General features: G+C 41.7%; 18 protein-coding genes. 9 read left to right on the plus strand and 9 right to left on the minus strand.

What is annotated here, in order from left to right:
- Positions 1-106: 106 nt before the first annotated feature.
- Positions 107-976 carry an endonuclease/exonuclease/phosphatase family protein gene (locus AACW90_RS14005; RefSeq protein WP_390235493.1) on the plus strand — a complete coding sequence of 290 codons (870 nt, stop codon included), beginning with the start codon at positions 107-109 and terminating at the stop codon, positions 974-976.
- Here the strand turns inward: AACW90_RS14005 and AACW90_RS14010 are convergent.
- The 3 genes from AACW90_RS14010 to gloB all read right to left on the minus strand — a co-directional run bounded on the left by AACW90_RS14010 (position 965) and on the right by gloB (position 4,087).
- Positions 965-1,651, minus strand: a complete 687-nt coding sequence (locus AACW90_RS14010) for a YIP1 family protein (RefSeq protein ID WP_390235646.1) — start codon at positions 1,649-1,651, stop codon at positions 965-967. The two genes, AACW90_RS14005 and AACW90_RS14010, sit on opposite strands and share 12 nt — an antisense overlap.
- The gene (locus tag AACW90_RS14015) at positions 1,651-3,258 is read right to left on the minus strand and encodes a lytic transglycosylase (protein WP_390235496.1); all 1,608 of its coding nucleotides are present in this window, start codon (positions 3,256-3,258) and stop codon (positions 1,651-1,653) included. The genes AACW90_RS14010 and AACW90_RS14015 overlap by 1 nt, the downstream gene beginning before the upstream one ends.
- Positions 3,259-3,328: 70 nt before the next feature.
- Complete coding sequence (gene gloB, locus AACW90_RS14020; protein ID WP_390235499.1) at positions 3,329-4,087, minus strand: hydroxyacylglutathione hydrolase; 759 nt, start codon at positions 4,085-4,087, stop codon at positions 3,329-3,331.
- Positions 4,088-4,125: 38 nt separating this feature from the next.
- On the opposite strand from gloB, the gene AACW90_RS14025 reads away from it, so the two are divergent.
- The gene (locus tag AACW90_RS14025; protein WP_390235501.1) at positions 4,126-4,872 is read left to right on the plus strand and encodes a methyltransferase domain-containing protein; all 747 of its coding nucleotides are present in this window, start codon (positions 4,126-4,128) and stop codon (positions 4,870-4,872) included.
- Positions 4,873-4,889: 17 nt separating this feature from the next.
- Here the strand turns inward: AACW90_RS14025 and rnhA are convergent, their stop codons facing one another.
- The gene (gene rnhA / locus AACW90_RS14030; RefSeq protein ID WP_348000187.1) at positions 4,890-5,351 is read right to left on the minus strand and encodes a ribonuclease HI; all 462 of its coding nucleotides are present in this window, start codon (positions 5,349-5,351) and stop codon (positions 4,890-4,892) included.
- A 63-nt stretch (positions 5,352-5,414) separates the two neighbouring features.
- Here rnhA and dnaQ point away from each other — a divergent pair, with 63 nt between their 5' ends.
- The 4 genes from dnaQ to AACW90_RS14050 all read left to right on the plus strand — a co-directional run bounded on the left by dnaQ (position 5,415) and on the right by AACW90_RS14050 (position 9,052).
- Positions 5,415-6,152, plus strand: a complete 738-nt coding sequence (gene dnaQ, locus AACW90_RS14035; protein ID WP_390235502.1) for a DNA polymerase III subunit epsilon — start codon at positions 5,415-5,417, stop codon at positions 6,150-6,152.
- An 8-nt stretch (positions 6,153-6,160) separates the two neighbouring features.
- Complete coding sequence (locus AACW90_RS14040; RefSeq protein WP_390235505.1) at positions 6,161-7,414, plus strand: TIGR03503 family protein; 1,254 nt, start codon at positions 6,161-6,163, stop codon at positions 7,412-7,414.
- Positions 7,415-7,573: 159 nt separating this feature from the next.
- Complete coding sequence (gene lpcA / locus AACW90_RS14045; RefSeq protein ID WP_195702500.1) at positions 7,574-8,158, plus strand: D-sedoheptulose 7-phosphate isomerase; 585 nt, start codon at positions 7,574-7,576, stop codon at positions 8,156-8,158.
- A 75-nt stretch (positions 8,159-8,233) separates the two neighbouring features.
- Entirely contained in the window at positions 8,234-9,052 is an 819-nt protein-coding gene (locus AACW90_RS14050; protein WP_390235507.1) for a class II glutamine amidotransferase, read from the plus strand.
- Positions 9,053-9,206: 154 nt separating this feature from the next.
- Here AACW90_RS14050 and purN read toward each other — a convergent pair whose 3' ends face one another.
- Positions 9,207-9,845: a phosphoribosylglycinamide formyltransferase gene (gene purN, locus AACW90_RS14055; RefSeq protein WP_390235649.1), complete on the minus strand. Its 639-nt coding sequence runs from the start codon at positions 9,843-9,845 to the stop codon at positions 9,207-9,209.
- A 17-nt stretch (positions 9,846-9,862) separates the two neighbouring features.
- A complete protein-coding gene (purM, locus tag AACW90_RS14060; protein ID WP_390235509.1) occupies positions 9,863-10,903 on the minus strand; it encodes a phosphoribosylformylglycinamidine cyclo-ligase in 1,041 nt (346 codons plus the stop codon).
- Positions 10,904-11,073: 170 nt separating this feature from the next.
- Between purM and upp the strand changes: the two genes are divergently transcribed.
- Positions 11,074-11,700 carry a uracil phosphoribosyltransferase gene (upp, locus tag AACW90_RS14065; protein WP_195702503.1) on the plus strand — a complete coding sequence of 209 codons (627 nt, stop codon included), beginning with the start codon at positions 11,074-11,076 and terminating at the stop codon, positions 11,698-11,700.
- Positions 11,701-11,874: 174 nt separating this feature from the next.
- Positions 11,875-13,098: a tryptophan synthase subunit beta gene (trpB, locus tag AACW90_RS14070; protein WP_275135821.1), complete on the plus strand. Its 1,224-nt coding sequence runs from the start codon at positions 11,875-11,877 to the stop codon at positions 13,096-13,098.
- A gap of 94 nt (positions 13,099-13,192) precedes the next feature.
- On the opposite strand, the gene AACW90_RS14075 is transcribed toward trpB, so the two are convergent.
- Positions 13,193-14,437 carry a uracil-xanthine permease family protein gene (locus AACW90_RS14075; protein WP_390235513.1) on the minus strand — a complete coding sequence of 415 codons (1,245 nt, stop codon included), beginning with the start codon at positions 14,435-14,437 and terminating at the stop codon, positions 13,193-13,195.
- 252 nt (positions 14,438-14,689) lie between these two features.
- Here AACW90_RS14075 and AACW90_RS14080 point away from each other — a divergent pair, with 252 nt between their 5' ends.
- The gene (locus AACW90_RS14080) at positions 14,690-15,907 is read left to right on the plus strand and encodes a DUF2066 domain-containing protein (protein WP_390235515.1); all 1,218 of its coding nucleotides are present in this window, start codon (positions 14,690-14,692) and stop codon (positions 15,905-15,907) included.
- 211 nt (positions 15,908-16,118) lie between these two features.
- Here AACW90_RS14080 and AACW90_RS14085 read toward each other — a convergent pair whose 3' ends face one another.
- Together AACW90_RS14085 and arsC are read right to left on the minus strand one after the other, a co-directional pair.
- Positions 16,119-16,547, minus strand: a complete 429-nt coding sequence (locus AACW90_RS14085; RefSeq protein ID WP_195702507.1) for a DUF2069 domain-containing protein — start codon at positions 16,545-16,547, stop codon at positions 16,119-16,121.
- Between the two features lie 10 nt (positions 16,548-16,557).
- Positions 16,558-16,908: an arsenate reductase (glutaredoxin) gene (gene arsC / locus AACW90_RS14090; protein ID WP_390235520.1), complete on the minus strand. Its 351-nt coding sequence runs from the start codon at positions 16,906-16,908 to the stop codon at positions 16,558-16,560.
- Between the last annotated feature and the right edge of the window lie 15 nt (positions 16,909-16,923).

The raw sequence follows: 16,923 nt of genomic DNA on the forward strand, positions 1-16,923 counted from the left end.
AGGTGGTGGTTACCTTTCAAATCGGCTTGCTTTGTAAGTGGATTTTCACCTCATCTTTATAATCTCATTGTATAAATGATTTTTTAGTTAGCGGTAATAATAAGGTATGAAGAAAGTCATTAAATCGATTCTAATACTGTGTGCATCCCTTGTTGTATTGGTATTATTTTCTTTTCAGATTGTTTTTGATGTACCCGAACAACCTCAACAACTCTTGTTAAGTCACGATCAAACGCAAGTTACGCCTATCTGTTACCAAAACCCATCACCGAAACCTATTGATAAAAATGGTCATATTAACCTTTTGGTCTGGAATATCTACAAACAGAATCGAGATAATTGGGAACCGGCACTTAATCAATTTAGTCATGGTGCACAACTACTTTTGCTTCAAGAGGCGAGCCTTACAGACGCTTTTAAGATGTGGATTGAAAAGCAATCGTGGGGAAGCAATTACGTAAAAGCATTTTCGGCTTTTGATATCAGCGCTGGCGTGGTTAATCTAGCCTCTAATTTCCCTATTACGGCTTGTGCATTTAGCGCCAAAGAACCCTGGTTAAGATTACCCAAGTCAGGATTATACGCTCGGTATCTATTATCTAATGGTCAGCAGCTTGCCGTTGTTAACGTACACGCCATTAATTTTTCCTTGGGTACAACAGAGTACCGGCAGCAGCTTTCTCTACTGAGAAGAGAACTCATGCATCATGTTGGCCCAATCATTATGGCTGGAGATTTTAATACGTGGAGTGAAGATCGACTTGCAGAACTAAATAAACAGGTTGCGAAACTGGGACTTCATGAGGTGAGATTTGACCCTGATAACCGAAAGCTTTTCGTCAATGGTTTGCCTCTGGATCATATTTTTTATAAAGGGCTAACATTGATAAATGCAAAAGCGCCCGTAACGGACGCTTCGGATCATAACCCTTTAATAGTCAATTTTAAGTTCAGTGACTCACGACTAAAAAATTAAAATGTATAAAGCCCAGATGAGGTAAAATCCAAGCCAAGGAAGGGCCGAAATAGCAAGAGCCTGACGTTTGGTAAACTCAGTCCAAGCCCCAATAGCAGCATAGCCGAGCACAATGTACCACGGTAGTAACAAAGGCAAGGCACGAGCAAAAGAAGACCATTCATTCGTTAGCGGTAGTTTTAGTAAACCATTCAAACTGTTCAAATCCGCTGCATAACTCATCACATTGCCATGATTGATCAAAAGACTCACATAGCTTGCAAAGTCACCGAGAACGGCTGGAAATATGACGACACTGGATGCCGCAAACCATTTCCAATAACCGTGCTGATGACGGCTAGGTTTTGCAGCTAAGAAAAACCAAAATGCAAGTAAACCAATATTTAGTGTTCTATTAAATACTGCATTTAGAATCTCACTTGCCATAAGAGTATTTGGCTCAAGTAAGACAATTTTATCTGGGGATGTTGCTTGAAGTTGTTCGGTTAGGTTGATTTTTAACCATTCGAAATCAACAATATCGAAATAATAACCCCAAAATAGGAATGGAGTTAACATTAGAAGTACATAGGTTTGCCAGCCCCAAGCGCCTCTTTTATAGAGTGCTGCGAAGCATGAGGTTGGAGCTCGAAATATATCAACAACCATGGATAATGGATTACTAGAAGGAACTATCATACGCTGACCTTAGTGACATCGACATAAAGCTTAAGGCTCTGGCCCGGCTTGATGTACTTTTTCTTAGCCAGATTGTTCCATTTTACAATATCTGAGCTCTTAACTTTAAATTTATTCGCAATACCACTAATGGTGTCTCCTGTGCGAACTTTGTAATGAACGGTACGCATAACGGCGCCGTCACTATTATTTTTCCAGATGACGAGTCTTTGACCAATTTTTAATGTGTCTTTGGGGCCCATACCATTCCATTTGGCTAAAGACTGATATGAAACTTTATGCTTTCTAGAAATTGTCCATAGGCTATCGCCACTTGAAACGGTGTGAGTAACCTTAAACTTCCCTCTGGCTGTTGACTGTGTTTTGGCCAAACGATTTTTTGCACTCAGTGCATAAGCCTTGTCACCTTTTGTCGATGTTGGAATCATCAAATGCTGTCCAACACGAATCATATTTCCGGAAAGGTTATTCGCTGTTCTGATTATCTTACTTGTTGTTTCATGGTCTCTTGCTATGACACTCACTGTATCGCCAGATTTCACCTTATAGCGAATAAGTTTCACACCTTTACCTTGGTTTTCTTCTACCGATTTATTGAATGGTTCGACAGCGTCGAGTGGTAATAAAAAGTGAAAGGGTCCTTCAGGTGCAGTGGCCCATTGGTTATAGGCTGGATTGTAGCTTTGCAGTTCAGTGACAGAAAGCCCTGCGTAGTTCGCCGCTATTGCGAGATCAAGTTGCTCTTTTGGATCAACGCTTTGCAATACTGGTTTGTTTGCAATAACAGGGATGCTGATACCATACTTTTCTTGGTTAGCAACAACATCCGCTAAAGCAAGTAATTTTGGAACATAGCTGCTGGTCTCTTTAGGCAGTTCAAGAGAGAAAAAATCTATCGGCTTCCCCGCTTTATTATTTTTAGTTATCGCTCGAGAAACACGTCCGCCGCCGCTATTGTAGGCCGCGATGGCATGATTCCAGTTACCATCAAATCGTTTGTTCAAATAGGTTAAGTAGTCTAACGCTGCATCGGTAGCCGCGGATACATCACGTCTTCCGTCATACCAATAGTTTTGTTCTAAGCCATACATCTTTCCTGTACCTGGTATAAATTGCCATAGTCCTGCGGCGCTACCATGTGAATAAGCAAAGGGGTCAAATGAGCTTTCTACCACGGGCAAAAGTGCAAGCTCTAGTGGCAAGTGACGTTGTTCTATTTTCTCTACTATTAAATAGAGGAAAGGCTCCGCTCGGCTAGATACGGCAGCTAAATGATTCGGATGGCTAATAAACCAATTGCGATAGTAGTCGACACTTTTGTGATCGGGAACCTCTAGTTGTAACTGAATTGCAATACGTTCCCAAACGTCATCGCGATTCCAAGGTGTAATGTCCGGTTTATTGATATCACTTTGTGACGGTGTCGTACCACCGTTAGCAGACGCTATCGTATCAGTATTACCATTATTTACAGCACTCGAACTAGAGTCTGATTGATGGTTGGTGCCAGTGGTCGAGTTTGTCTCAGAAGAAGAGTCAATTTGTTGAGTCGTTTGGCAACCTGCCAACAGAAGTACCACGATCCAACTAAACAGCGTTCTCATTTATCTAACCTTGTTAAAAATTGACTGCTGATGATACTTGCGCTCATATACAGTGACAAGCTAGAAAACGTTAAAATGCGTTCTTCCACTCTCTTAAAGCAGTAAAGACTCCTATTGCAGACGTTTCTTTTGTTCTATTCGCAATGGAATTAATGATGCTAGGTTGATCAACTCGCAAGAAAGGATTAATAAGTTTCTCTCTTTGCAACGTTGTGGGTAGCGTAGGCTTTCCTTCTGCTCTCAATCGAAAAACGTCTTCACGATAGGCGAGTAAGTTTTGATTATCAGGTTCTACAGCCAACGCAAAAGAAATATTCGAGCTGGTATATTCGTGCGCTGGGTATACCTCTGTTTCATCGGGGAGGGCGAGTAATTTATTTAAAGACTCAAACATTTGTTCAGGCGTCCCCTCAAAAATACGCCCGCATCCTGCTGAGAATAAAACGTCGCCACTAAAGAGTTTACCATCGCCGACATAGCCAAGGTGTCCATTGGTATGCCCAGGAAGGTCAAGAACTAAGAATGTTTCATCAAACAGTGAAAACTGCGCTCCACCATTTAAGTGGTGGGTAAGGTATGGAATATTTTCTTTTTCAGGGCCTACAATTTTTATGTTTGGAAAGGAATCCAATAGAGCGGCAACGCCACCAATATGATCGCTATGATGATGGGTAACGAGTATGGCTTCCAATGTAAGACCATGCTGATGGAGATACTCTAAGACTGGCGTTGCGTCACCGGGGTCAACAATCGCACAACGTTTATCGCTATTTTGAATTAGCCAGATGTAATTGTCATTGAATGCGGGTATGCTCTTGATGGTTAACATTTTATTCTCCAGCAATGAATTGTAAGTTTAAGGTATCGATGAAACCAGCTCGTACTGCAAAAAAAATCGAACAACCTCACTCATGGCAGCATTTAAAAAATGGTGCTTGGGTATCCGAATCCATCCAGATGAGGCTAGACGAGTGGTGCCCTAAATTATTTGGTTATCACATGCTAAAGCTTGGTGGACTTAGTTGTGAGATAGCAAGTAGAATGTGTAATATTCAGCATCAAGTCAACCTTGATATCAAAAACTCACAGCATACTGTCATTGCAGAACATTACGACCTTCCCTTCTTAGAAAAAAGTATCGATGTAGTGCTTCTTGCTCATCAGTTAGATTACTGTAGTGACCCTCATCGTCTGTTGCGTGAAGTAGATAGAGTGATGGTTGACGATGGGTATCTAATTATTACTGGTTTTAACCCTATTAGCCTGATGGGGCTCTCTAGCTTAATGCCGTGGAGGAAAAACAACCTGCCATGGAGTGGACGTATGTTTACTCCAAATAGAATTAAAGATTGGTTAGGCTTATTGAACTATCAGGTTGTGCACATTGATAGGTATGCTGTATTTCCAATGAAACATCCATTTTGGACTTGGTTGGAGAATAGCATGGGTGATCGATTAGTACCTTGTGGCAGCCTCTATTTTATTGTCGCGAGAAAGAGAACCTATCCACTCAAGTTGATTAAGCCTCACTGGCGATTAAAACGAAAATTATCGCCAGTAGGCGTGAATATGAGAGTAGAAAGCCGCGCTGAATCGACGAAGAATAGCGACTAGCAATTCGAAGCGTGAAATTAACCTTCATAACCTTCATCAATATCTGAGGGCGCTTCCGCAGCGGCTCTTGCTATCTCATCGCATATTTCATTTTCTCTATGCCCAGCATGCCCCTTAACCCATCGCCAGTCGACGATATGACGGGATGCTTCGAGATCAAGTGCTTTCCAAAGGTCCGCATTTTTCACCGGTTTTCTGTCGGATGTCTTCCATTCGCGCTTTTTCCAGTTATGGATCCATTTAGTGATGCCTTGACGAACGTATTGGCTGTCCGTAGTCAGGATGACATGACAAGGCTCTTTCAGCGCTTTTAATGCGACGACTGCTGCTAGCATTTCCATTCGATTATTTGTCGTTAACGTATAACCGTTGGATAGCTTCTTTTCTGTTTGTTTATATCTAAGTACAATGCCATAACCGCCGGGCCCGGGGTTACCTAAACATGATCCATCGGTGAAAACTTCAACTTGTTTCGTCATGATTTGATACTATTACTCGATAAGCCTACTTCAATATAAATATAGTCTGACATACATATCATTATGAATACTAGTAACAATTCGAACCAACAACGAATCGTGGTACTTGATACCGAAACAACAGGTATGAACCAAGAAGGTGGACCCACCTATTTGGGGCACCGAATTATTGAGATTGGTGCTGTAGAGATCATTGATAGAAAGCTCACTGGTAAGCACTTTCACGTTTATATAAAACCGGACAGGTTGATTCAAGAAGAGGCCATTGGTGTTCATGGTATTACCGATGAGTTTCTTCGTGATAAGCCCATGTATCGAGAAGTCCATCATGAGTTTTTAGACTTTATTAAAGGTGCGGAACTTGTCGCGCATAATGCACCCTTTGATGTCGGCTTTATGGATTCTGAATTCGAGAAGCTTGATCGTAGTATTGGTAAAACAAGTCAGTACTGTAACATTACCGATACGCTTGCCATGGCAAAAAAAATATTCCCAGGCAAGAGGAACAACCTCGATATTCTATGTGAGCGCTATGGAATAGATAATTCGCATCGAACATTACACGGAGCTTTACTCGATGCTGAAATTCTAGCCGATGTTTATCTACTCATGACGGGTGGACAAACTTCTTTGGCATTTACTGGTGATCAACAATCAAATAGCGATGGCGAATCGATTAGACGAGCACTATCTGAAAGAAAATCTCTTAAGGTTTTACGTGCATCTGCCGATGAAATAGAAGCACACCAAAAACGTTTGAATATCGTCGAGGAAGGCGGAAGCTGTCTCTGGCGACAATAGAGGAAACTATGTTTAGGATTCTGTTCTTTTTAACCTGCATTTTGACCAGTTTCTTTAGTTGGTCACAAACAGAATCATCTGTTTCTTTATTGGACAACCGATTTAGGGTTGATCCAACAATCGAACAAATATCTTTTGTTATTTATAGAAAATCCCGGTCTCGATCCGTTGTATTGGTGCGTCCTGATGGTGAAAAGTACTATTCATGGGATCATCCGGAAACTGTATCTTGGTATGAAGAAAATGGTATGGATATTATTTCCATTGAGGATCCAATGCCAGGGCCATGGCAAGCCGTCGGTAAGGTGACACCAAGAAATAATATAAAACTGTTATCTGATTTACTGCTCCACGTTGATAAATTTCCCAATCGTTTATATCAACAAGAGACGATAAAATTCACTGCTCGTCTTACTCAAGACGGTAATCCACTGGTGCTCAAAGATTTTTTAGATCGAGTACGGCTTCGTGTCAATTTTATTCATTTCGTAGAAGATGAAGAGAACCCAGAGATCACCTCTGAACCGGAGTCAACAACCCTAGGCTCCTTTCTAGATGACGGGCAAGGCTTGGATGAAATCTCTGGTGATGGCGTTTTTACTGTGGCATTGCCCATTACGGTTGCCCCAGGTAAATATAAAGCCAGAATTACCTCTGGAAATGGCGTTTTTTTAAGAGCGGTTGAGCAAACAGTACTTGTGTATCCTTCTCCCATCACGGTTGGATTTATTCAATCAAGGGATGATAATGAAGGGCATCTGGTGACGATTACCGGTGAACAGGGAATGGTGTTGCCAGGTACTATTGCGGCAAGCATAGAGCAAACGACACCAGACAAACGAATGATCCTTACCCAAAGTAGTGTCGACTCAGAAGGTTTTACAACTGAATTCACTATGACCAATGATCCGCACCCAGGCAAACATACTTGGAAAGGTACGGTATACGCAACAGAAGGCGCGGCGAAAAGAGAACTCATCATTCAACTGAAAGAGAAAGCATTCAGCGTGATGAAAAAGCTTGATATTGAACAATCAACCCAAGAATATCAGCGTATACAGGAAGAGAAGCGCAGAGCATTTGAAATAGAAAGAATTAGGCGTGACAGAGAAGAAGCAAGAATGACAGGCATGTTGACCATACTGGTAGGGAATTTGGTGGTTATTATTCTTGGCCTTATCATCTGGTTTGTGATTAGAAAGCTGAGAACGCGCAGAGTGTCAGCACCAGAGATGCAACTGGACGCCCCACCTAAACGGTGAGCGACAAAAAAATAGAAGAGCTTAAGGCTCTTCTATTTTGTTATATAGCCTCTCTTTTTTATGTTAATCCTCAATTCTTTTCTCTTATTACTCGACACTCGAAATCAAAACTAGGTAAACTCTGAGTAATCTTATTCCCTCGAAACAGTGAGAGTCACCATGTATCAAGATCTAATTCGTTCAGAATTAAATGAAGCGGCAGAAGTACTAAATAAATTTTTAAGTGATGAGCACAATATTCAACAGATAGAAGCAGCAGCCAAGATGATTGCAGATTCTTTCAAGCTTGGCGGTAAAGTTCTCTCTTGTGGCAATGGTGGCTCACACTGTGATGCGATGCATTTTGCCGAAGAATTAACAGGTCGATATAGAGAGGACCGCCCGGGATACGCGGGTATCGCTATCTCTGACCCAAGCCACATGTCTTGCGTGAGCAACGACTTTGGTTATGATTATGTATTCTCACGTTATATTGAAGCGGTTGGTTCTTCAGGTGATGTGCTATGGGGCCTGTCGACTTCAGGTAATTCAAGTAACATTCTTAAAGCAATAGAAGCCGCGAAGAAGAAAGGAATGAAAACGATCGCTTTGACAGGTAAAGATGGCGGTAAGATGGCTGGATGCGCGGATATTGAAATACGTGTGCCCCATTTTGGTTATGCAGATCGAATTCAAGAGATTCATATAAAGATCATTCATATTGTCATTCAATTAATAGAAAAAGAGATGGCAAAAGATTTCTAAAGAACTGTTCGAACGGGTCTTTAAATAGTAGAGCACTAATGCTCCCTTGATAGTTTAGTCGTTAAAGGTTTTCAAATGTGTGAATTGCTCGGAATGAGCGCTAACGTGCCAACAGATATTTGCTTTAGTTTTGCTGGATTGATGCAGCGAGGCGGTAAAACAGGGCCTCACAGTGATGGATGGGGCATTACCTTCTATGAAGGAAAAGGGTTTAGAACATTTAAAGACCCAAACCCAAGCTATAGCTCAAAAATAGCCGAGTTGGTACAGAACTATCCGATTAAGAGTTGTGCCGTCATTAGCCATATTCGACAGGCTAACAGAGGCGGTGTGAACTTAGAAAATACTCACCCATTTACTCGTGAATTGTGGGGGAAGTACTGGACATTTGCTCATAATGGGCAGTTATCTGGCTACGAATCATTAGAAATGGATCGATTTAGACCGGTTGGAAAAACAGACAGTGAGTTGTCGTTTTGTTGGATACTAAATAAATTGAGCTCAAAATATCCAGAACCACCACAAGATATTGTGGAGATGTTCCGGTATATCGCCGAATGTTGCGATGAATTAAAAGAGTTTGGTATTTTTAACATGTTGCTCAGTGATGGCGATTATGTAATGACGTATTGTACGAATCATCTTTACTGGATAACTCGTCGAGCACCGTTTGGTAAAGCGAGCCTTATTGATGAGGATATGACGGTTAACTTTCAAGAAGAGACAACGCCAAATGATGTTGTGACTGTCGTTGCGACACAGCCATTAACAGACAATGAAACGTGGAACAGAATGAAACCAGGAGAGTTCAACCTATTTCATTTTGGTGAAATTATAGGCTGTAATTCAGAGAGTCTGGTTGATATCCCGTTCGCTCCACCTAAGCAAAAATAATAACATCCGCATGCGAGTTGAATTTTTGGACAGTTCGTTTGGTAGAGAATAAACAGGGTGTAATGAAGAATAAAAAAACAGCGATTGCCTATTTGGCCCTCGCTGTTTTTTATGTCTGATACACAGATTTTCATGAATGAACCACAACACACGGTTAGTCTGCTGCGTATCCCAACTTACCCAGAACTTCACCATCAAGAACGGCGTTATTATCGACCATTGAAAGTCGACCTTCTACAAACCAGTTTACCGTCAATGGGTAGATGTCATGTTCTTGGGTCTGGACCCTTTCAGTCAGTGTTTCCGGGGTATCTTCAGAGAATACAGGGACTTTAGCTTGTAAAATGACAGGGCCGCCATCGAGTTTGTCAGTGACAAAATGCACGCTGGTACCGTGTTCCGTATCACCGGCATCTATTGCTCTTTGGTAGGTATTTAATCCTGTATATTTTGGCAGAAGAGAAGGGTGGATATTGATCATTTTACCAAGGTAGTGAGAAACAAATTCGCGACTAAGGATGCGCATATACCCAGCCAAAATAATTAGATCTGGCTGGTATTTATCTATTTGCGTCATTAACTCAATATCAAATAAGTCTCTGGATTCAAACGCTTTAGGATCGATAAAATTGGCGTCAATATTTGACTGTTTAGCCCTTTCAAGGCCATACGCATCTGCTTTATTGGAAAAAACAGCAACGACTTCAGCATTGGCTATTTGTGTTCCACAAGCATCAGTAATTGCTTGTAGATTGCTACCATTTCCTGAAATGAGTACGACGATCCGTTTTATCATGTTTGAATTAATCCTTAGTTTATTTCTACCTGTTCTTCGCCTTCAGACGCGTCCGCTATTTCACCGATAATCCAAGCGTTTTCGCCCTCAGATTGCAGTAACTTAACCGCTGCATTGGCTTGTTCTTTGGGTAAGGCGACGATAAGGCCCACACCACAGTTAAATGTTCTATACATTTCAAAGGTTTCTACGTTACCTTTTTCTTGTAACCAGGTAAAGATAGCAGGCCATTGCCAGCTTTTTCCATCAATAACGGCTTTTGTACCTTCGGGTAGTACTCGAGGGATATTTTCCCAAAAACCACCACCTGTAATATGCGATATTGCATGAATATCGTGCTCAGCAATCATTTTAAGTGCGGACTTGATGTAGATCTTGGTGGGTTCCAAAAGTTGATCGCCAATTGAGCGTCCATTGAGCTCCTCTGAAAGATCTGCATTGGAAACTTCGATGATTTTACGTACTAAAGAGTACCCATTTGAATGGGGACCACTAGAACCAACGGCGATAAGTGTATCGCCAGCAGCTACTTTTGAACCGTCGATAACGTCGGCTTTTTCTACAACACCAACACAAAAGCCTGCTACGTCGTAATCGTCACCCTCGTACATGCCCGGCATTTCGGCGGTTTCACCACCAATAAGTGCGCAACCAGCTTGAATACACCCTTCACCAATACCGGTGACAACTGCGGCCGCTGTATCAATATCAAGCTTACCGGTTGCATAGTAATCAAGGAAAAATAAAGGCTCACCTCCTTGAACTATCAGGTCATTGACACACATTGCAACAAGGTCGATACCTATTGTGTCATGCTTGTTCATATCCAAAGCGAGACGAAGCTTTGTACCTACGCCATCTGTACCGGATACAAGTAGTGGTTCTTTATATTTGGTTGGTAGCTCACAAAGGGCACCAAAACCGCCGATGCCACCCATTACTTCTGGGCGGCGGGTGCGTTTTACAACACCTTTAATTCGGTCTACTAAAGCATTACCTGCATCAATATCTACACCAGCGTCTTTATAACTAAGAGAAGTGTTATTGCCACTCACGGGAAGTCCTCGTCATGATAGTTTGGATGTGAAAATCGGCGTTATTCTAACCGAGTTGCCGCAATAAGGAAAACGATTGCGTAAGGTTTTTTTTCGTTACATTGATTCGGAAAAAACTTAAGAAAACATGTATAATCACAAGGTTTATTAGAAAATCGTCGGAGATGGAAATGAAAGTTGTTGAAGTAAAACACCCTTTAGTTAAACACAAAGTTGGTTTAATGCGCGAAGGGGATATCAGCACGAAGCGTTTTCGTGAGTTGGCTACAGAAGTGGGTAGCCTGTTAACTTATGAAGCGACTGCAGATTTCGAGACAGAAAAGGTAACTATTGAGGGCTGGAATGGCCCAGTAGAAGTAGACCAAATTAAGGGTAAGAAAGTTACTGTTGTTCCAATCCTACGTGCTGGGTTAGGTATGATGGATGGAGTATTAGAGCATGTACCTAGTGCACGTATCAGTGTTGTTGGTATCTATCGTGATGAAGAGACGTTAGAACCTATTCCGTATTTCAACAAGCTTGCTTCGAATATTGATGAGCGTATTGCACTCGTCGTTGATCCAATGCTTGCAACTGGCGGCTCAATGATAGCAACAATCGACCTATTAAAAGATAAGGGTTGTAAGCATATTAAAGTCTTGGTTTTAGTTTCTGCACCTGAAGGGATTGAAGCACTTAAGAAAGCGCATCCAGATGTAGAGCTTTATACGGCCGCAATCGATGAGAAGCTAAACGATAAAGGTTATATCGTTCCAGGTCTTGGCGATGCTGGTGATAAAATCTTCGGAACTAAGTAGTCATTTAGTTTAAGAATGAAAAGGGTTGCTGTTTTACAGTGACCCTTTTTTGATCTTATGTACTAGTTTGCGAGAGCAGTATCACGAAGTGAATAAATAGCCTCTAAAGCATCTACCCTCTAACTTGGCCTCGTTGTAATCTAGAAACACACAATGTCAGTAAGGGGTTTATCCATGAAAAATAGTTTTGAACATACATTACCCAACGAAGAAGGGTATTTTGGCGAATATGGCGGCAGTTTTATCCCACCACAACTTGAAGTGATCATGAAGGAAATCAATGAGGCTTATCAGAGTTGTCGTCAAGACCCGCTATTTCAAGATGAACTGGCTAGGCTTTATAAACATTTTGTTGGCCGTCCAAGTCCTATTTTTCATGCTCAGAATCTGTCGGAAAAATATGGTGTAGATATCTACCTAAAAAGAGAAGATCTCAATCACACTGGCGCTCATAAAATAAATCATTGTCTTGGCGAGGCGTTACTCGCTAAAAAAATGGGTAAGAAAAAAATCATTGCAGAGACGGGTGCAGGCCAACACGGCGTTGCATTGGCGACCGCTGCCGCACTTGTAGGACTTGAGTGCGATATATACATGGGTGAAGTGGATATTGCAAAAGAGCACCCTAACGTGGTCAGAATGCATATTTTGGGCGCGACAGTTATACCTGTTTCGCATGGAAGAAAAACCCTAAAAGAAGCAGTAGATTCGGCATTTGAAGCGTATCTGCAAGATCCTATTACTCAACTTTATGCGATTGGTTCTGTTGTCGGTCCACATCCATTCCCTATGATGGTACGAGATTTTCAATCAATCATTGGTAATGAGGCCAAAATCCAATTCGAAGAGATGACCGGGAAGCAACCCGATAATCTTGTCGCATGTGTAGGTGGTGGTTCTAACGCAATGGGACTTTTCACCGCTTTCTTGGACAACGAAAAAATTGCTATTCATGGTGTAGAGCCTGCAGGGCGAGGTCTTGAAGTCGCAGGCGAACATGCAGCAACGTTAACGTTGGGCGAACCAGGAATCATGCACGGCTTTAAATCCTATATGCTTAAAGATAAAGACGGTGAACCACAAGAGGTATATTCCGTTGCGAGTGGATTAGACTATCCATCTGTGGGGCCTCAGCACAGCTATCTTAAAGACATCGGACGTGTACAGTATGGTACGGTAGATGATAAAGAAGCGATCGATGCATTTTTCGAACTCTCCCGCTTAGAAGGTATTATCCCTGCAATAGAATCGTCTCATGCGGTTGCTTATGTCTTCAAATTGGCAAAACAAGGATTAAAAGGCAGCGTTTTAATCAACCTTTCTGGTCGTGGTGATAAAGACATCGACTTTGTCGTTGAAAATTATGGTCAAGATTACGGTATTACGTCGACGTTATAGTTAAGATAAATTAAAAGGTTGCGAATGTTACGCAACCTTTTAATTTTATATATGAACTCAATTATATAACTTAAAAGAGGTGACAGTTGAAAAACTAAGCATCATCGTCTATCTGGGCATTATCGACAACGTGGTTCTCACCTAGGTCATGAGGTAGCACTAAGTTTAGGATTATTGCCACAATACCGCAAAGGCTCACACCTTGTAGGCTGAACTCGCCGATACCAAAAGCCATACCACCAATACCGAACACTAATGTTACCGCGACAATCGCAAGGTTACGCGACTTGTGTAGATCAACGTTATTCTTAATAAGTGTATTCAAACCAACCGTTGCGATGGAACCAAACAGAAGAATCATGATGCCTCCCATGACTGGCATAGGGATGGTTTGTAGAATAGCCCCCAGCTTACCGACTAACGCAAGCACAATAGCGGTAACCGCTGCCCAAGTCATAATGGCAGGGTTGTAGGATTTGGTTAGCATAACAGCGCCAGTCACTTCGCTATATGTTGTATTTGGTGGCGCACCAAACATAGATGCAGCCATCGTTGCGATACCGTCGCCCATAATTGTACGGTGAAGGCCCGGTTTCTTAAGATAGTCCTTACCGGTGACATTAGAGATTGCAAGCATGTCACCAACGTGTTCAACCGCGGGAGCAATTGCAACAGGGATCATAAATAGGATCGCGTTAATGTTGAATTCTGGTGCAACAAAATTAGGTAGTGCTATCCAAGCGGCTTCCGTCACTGGGGTGAAATCTACGACACCAAACATTAAGCTTACGACGTAACCAACAAATATACCGCCAAAAATAGGCAGTAATCTCATAAAGCCTTTTGCAAATACGCTAATAGAGATAACGGACAATAGAGATAAACTGGAAATCCATAGTGCTGCGTTTGCGTCAACAAGTTGAGTTCCATCAGGTGTTCTACCTAGAGCCATATTAACGGCAACAGGTGCTAGCCCTAGGCCAATGACCATTATCACGGGACCTACAACAACAGGTGGAAGTAGTTTATGAATGACTTCCACGCCTTTAGCTTTGATTACCGCACCAAGTACAATATACATAAAGCCAGCAGCCATAAGGCCACTCATTGTACCTGCTATACCCCAAGTTTGTACGCCGTACATTATTGGAGCAATAAACGCAAAAGAAGAGGCTAAGAAAATTGGAACAGAGCGTTTAGTGACAACTTGAAAAAGAAGCGTACCCACACCCGCACCAAATAGTGCTACGTTGGGGTCTAATCCAGTTAATAGAGGTACAAGAACAAGTGCTCCAAATGCAACGAATAGCATTTGTGCGCCCATAAGTACGTTAGTCATGATTCCCATCCAAAATAGTTAGTTAAATAAAATTCGCAGGATTCTATCACTTATGCAAACGTTTGCCTTGCGGTTTAGATCAAAAAAAAGCACGAAAGTTAGGATAGTTTTACCGTGATAATGTTGAATGACGAATCGCTGAGATATCTGGCGACCAAGTTCTGACGAGTTAACTTGGTAGTGTTCCTCTTTCTCGTTATACTAGAATTGCTTAACTTGTTTTATTCACCATTCATTTTTCTTAGGGGCAGCATGCGCTATTTAGTTGTTTTGTTTATTGGAATACTCGCTTTACCTATTCAAGCATCTGTAAAAGTCGATGTTTTTAGCTCAGAAGTTGTTTTAGATGATAGTCAATCGGATGCGGAAAAAAGTGCCAAATCGCAGGGGTTGAAGCAGGTAATCATTAAAGCATCTGGTGATAAGAATGCGATCAATAGCCCAGTGGTTAAAAAAGCGCTAAACAAAAGCGGCGTATATCTTTCTCAAATTGGATATGGAGAACAGTTTGGGCAGAAAAGTCTAAAGATGATTTTTAACCCACCTCAGATCCAATCCTTGCTTAGTCAAGCCGATCTGCCTTATTGGTCGAACATTCGTTCTAGCCTTGTCGTTTGGGTGATCCAAGAGGGGCAGTACGGTCGCGAAATTTTGTGGGAACATACGGGCAGTAGTGCTTTAAATCAGATTAAATTCTTTTCAGATCTACGTGGTTTACCGATTACCGTTCCTGTTGGGGATATTGAAGATGTTACTAGTATCGCGGGACCTGATTTATGGGGTGGGTTTACAGCACCGATAAGTAAAGCAAGTCAGCGTTATGCGTCAGATGCTGTGCTTGTTATTCGCATTCAAAAAGCGGCTGATGGCAGTTATGTTCGTTGGACTTTGTATGATGAAAAACCAGAGTATATTGTGGAGTCTAAGCGCGAACCTGTCGTTGGAAGTGCGAGTGGGGATACCTTCAAAGCATTGGAAATAGCTATCGATGAAGTAAGTAATTACTACGCACGTAGAAGCTCAATTAAGTCGAGTGGAATATCAGAAAGTACGCTTGCCGCACGATTTATTAACGTCGCATCTGTACAGAGTTTTTTTGCATTAGAACACATTCTAAAAGGGCTAAATTCTGTCGCCAGTGTTGATGTTGACAAAATTGTCGGCAATGAGGCGACGTTTACTATTCATTTACTGGGTTCTGAAATTGATTTTGAATCGGAAGTTATTCAGAACAACCATATTCGCAGATTCGAACCAGAGGTGTTATTTATACCTAAGCCTAATGATAACGGTGTAGTACCTGAAATTGATGGTGTTACGAACAACGTTGAGAAGAACACGGAGGCAGTATTGGCTGAGCAAGGGACAGGTAGTGCTGTTGTTCCGGTAATTGAAGGCGTCGCCGTTAACATCCCACAAGAACCTAAGGTTGTGGAAGTGACACCATTGTTTTTTGAATGGATAAAATAAACACACGTACAACTGATCAGAGTATGTCCATTCCAAATAAAAAAGGCCCGTTAGGGCCAATGCTGATCATTTAAGAACAAAGTATTCGTCGTCATTCCTGTGAAAACGGGAATCTGGGTGGGTTTAGAACCCCACTTTCGTGGGATGACGGAGTTTGATGTCTTAAGTTAACAGCATTACCCGATAGAGCCTTTTAAAATTGTGTAAATGACTATTTATCAAATCTCTCTTTTTCTTGTTTTTCTACTTCCGATAACCTTGGCAACTTCAGTCCCAGTTCTCTTCCTCTGTTTCTTGCATAAAGTACGTTTCCTGTAAAGGCACAGCAAACTAACAGTAATTCTACTGCAGCAATCCATCGTTCACCTTGGTCAACATATAGAATAGTGAGTGAATGCAGGAAGTAGAGCATCAAAACAAAGTTTGCCCATGCGTGGGTATAGGCTTTACCTGTTAATATTCCTCTCAATGGAAATAGTAGCGGGATGCACCAACCAATAGCGGCTGTGAAAGGGTTAATATGAGGATGTGGCGAAATAAATATCTGCCATAATGCTACCCAGCATAAAAGTGAAAGGTATCCACAAAGCGCTAGATAACGGTATTGTTGGGTTTTAGGTAGAACCGGATTTTCTTCCATTATTCGCTCTCTACACTATATCCAAGACTTGTTCTGGTGGGCGACCATGTCTTGCTTTGCCGTTAGCTACAACAATAGGACGCTCAATGAGTTTTGGGTTCTTTGTCATTGCTTGAAATAGCTGGTCATCGGATAAACCGTCATCGGCTAAATTGAGCTCTTTGTACACCGCCTCTTTGGTTCTCATCATACCGCGTACACTAGACAATTCTAGCTGTGAATAAAGTGTTTTAAGGGTTTCAATTGACGGGCTGTTGTCTAGATACGTTACTATCTCAGGTGTAATACCGTTTTCTTCTAGAAGCTGTAAGGTTTGTCTGCTTTTTGAACACCTAGGGTTGTGATAAATCACGACTGTCATGGAGTTTCTCCTTTT

The sequence above is a fragment of the Vibrio frigidus genome, assembly GCF_042465995.1.
GTDB lineage: Bacteria > Pseudomonadota > Gammaproteobacteria > Enterobacterales > Vibrionaceae > Vibrio.

Bases quoted from the DNA above. Each gene is read 5' to 3' on its own strand.
- AACW90_RS14005 (WP_390235493.1), top strand. From the start codon at position 107: ATGAAGAAAGTCATTAAATCGATTCTAATACTGTGTGCATCCCTTGTT.
- AACW90_RS14015 (WP_390235496.1), bottom strand. From the start codon at position 3,258: ATGAGAACGCTGTTTAGTTGGATCGTGGTACTTCTGTTGGCAGGTTGC.
- gloB (WP_390235499.1), bottom strand. From the start codon at position 4,087: ATGTTAACCATCAAGAGCATACCCGCATTCAATGACAATTACATCTGG.
- AACW90_RS14025 (WP_390235501.1), top strand. From the start codon at position 4,126: ATGAAACCAGCTCGTACTGCAAAAAAAATCGAACAACCTCACTCATGG.
- rnhA (WP_348000187.1), bottom strand. From the start codon at position 5,351: ATGACGAAACAAGTTGAAGTTTTCACCGATGGATCATGTTTAGGTAAC.
- dnaQ (WP_390235502.1), top strand. From the start codon at position 5,415: ATGAATACTAGTAACAATTCGAACCAACAACGAATCGTGGTACTTGAT.
- AACW90_RS14040 (WP_390235505.1), top strand. From the start codon at position 6,161: ATGTTTAGGATTCTGTTCTTTTTAACCTGCATTTTGACCAGTTTCTTT.
- lpcA (WP_195702500.1), top strand. From the start codon at position 7,574: ATGTATCAAGATCTAATTCGTTCAGAATTAAATGAAGCGGCAGAAGTA.
- AACW90_RS14050 (WP_390235507.1), top strand. From the start codon at position 8,234: ATGTGTGAATTGCTCGGAATGAGCGCTAACGTGCCAACAGATATTTGC.
- upp (WP_195702503.1), top strand. From the start codon at position 11,074: ATGAAAGTTGTTGAAGTAAAACACCCTTTAGTTAAACACAAAGTTGGT.
- trpB (WP_275135821.1), top strand. From the start codon at position 11,875: ATGAAAAATAGTTTTGAACATACATTACCCAACGAAGAAGGGTATTTT.
- AACW90_RS14075 (WP_390235513.1), bottom strand. From the start codon at position 14,437: ATGACTAACGTACTTATGGGCGCACAAATGCTATTCGTTGCATTTGGA.
- AACW90_RS14080 (WP_390235515.1), top strand. From the start codon at position 14,690: ATGCGCTATTTAGTTGTTTTGTTTATTGGAATACTCGCTTTACCTATT.
- AACW90_RS14085 (WP_195702507.1), bottom strand. From the start codon at position 16,547: ATGGAAGAAAATCCGGTTCTACCTAAAACCCAACAATACCGTTATCTA.
- arsC (WP_390235520.1), bottom strand. From the start codon at position 16,908: ATGACAGTCGTGATTTATCACAACCCTAGGTGTTCAAAAAGCAGACAA.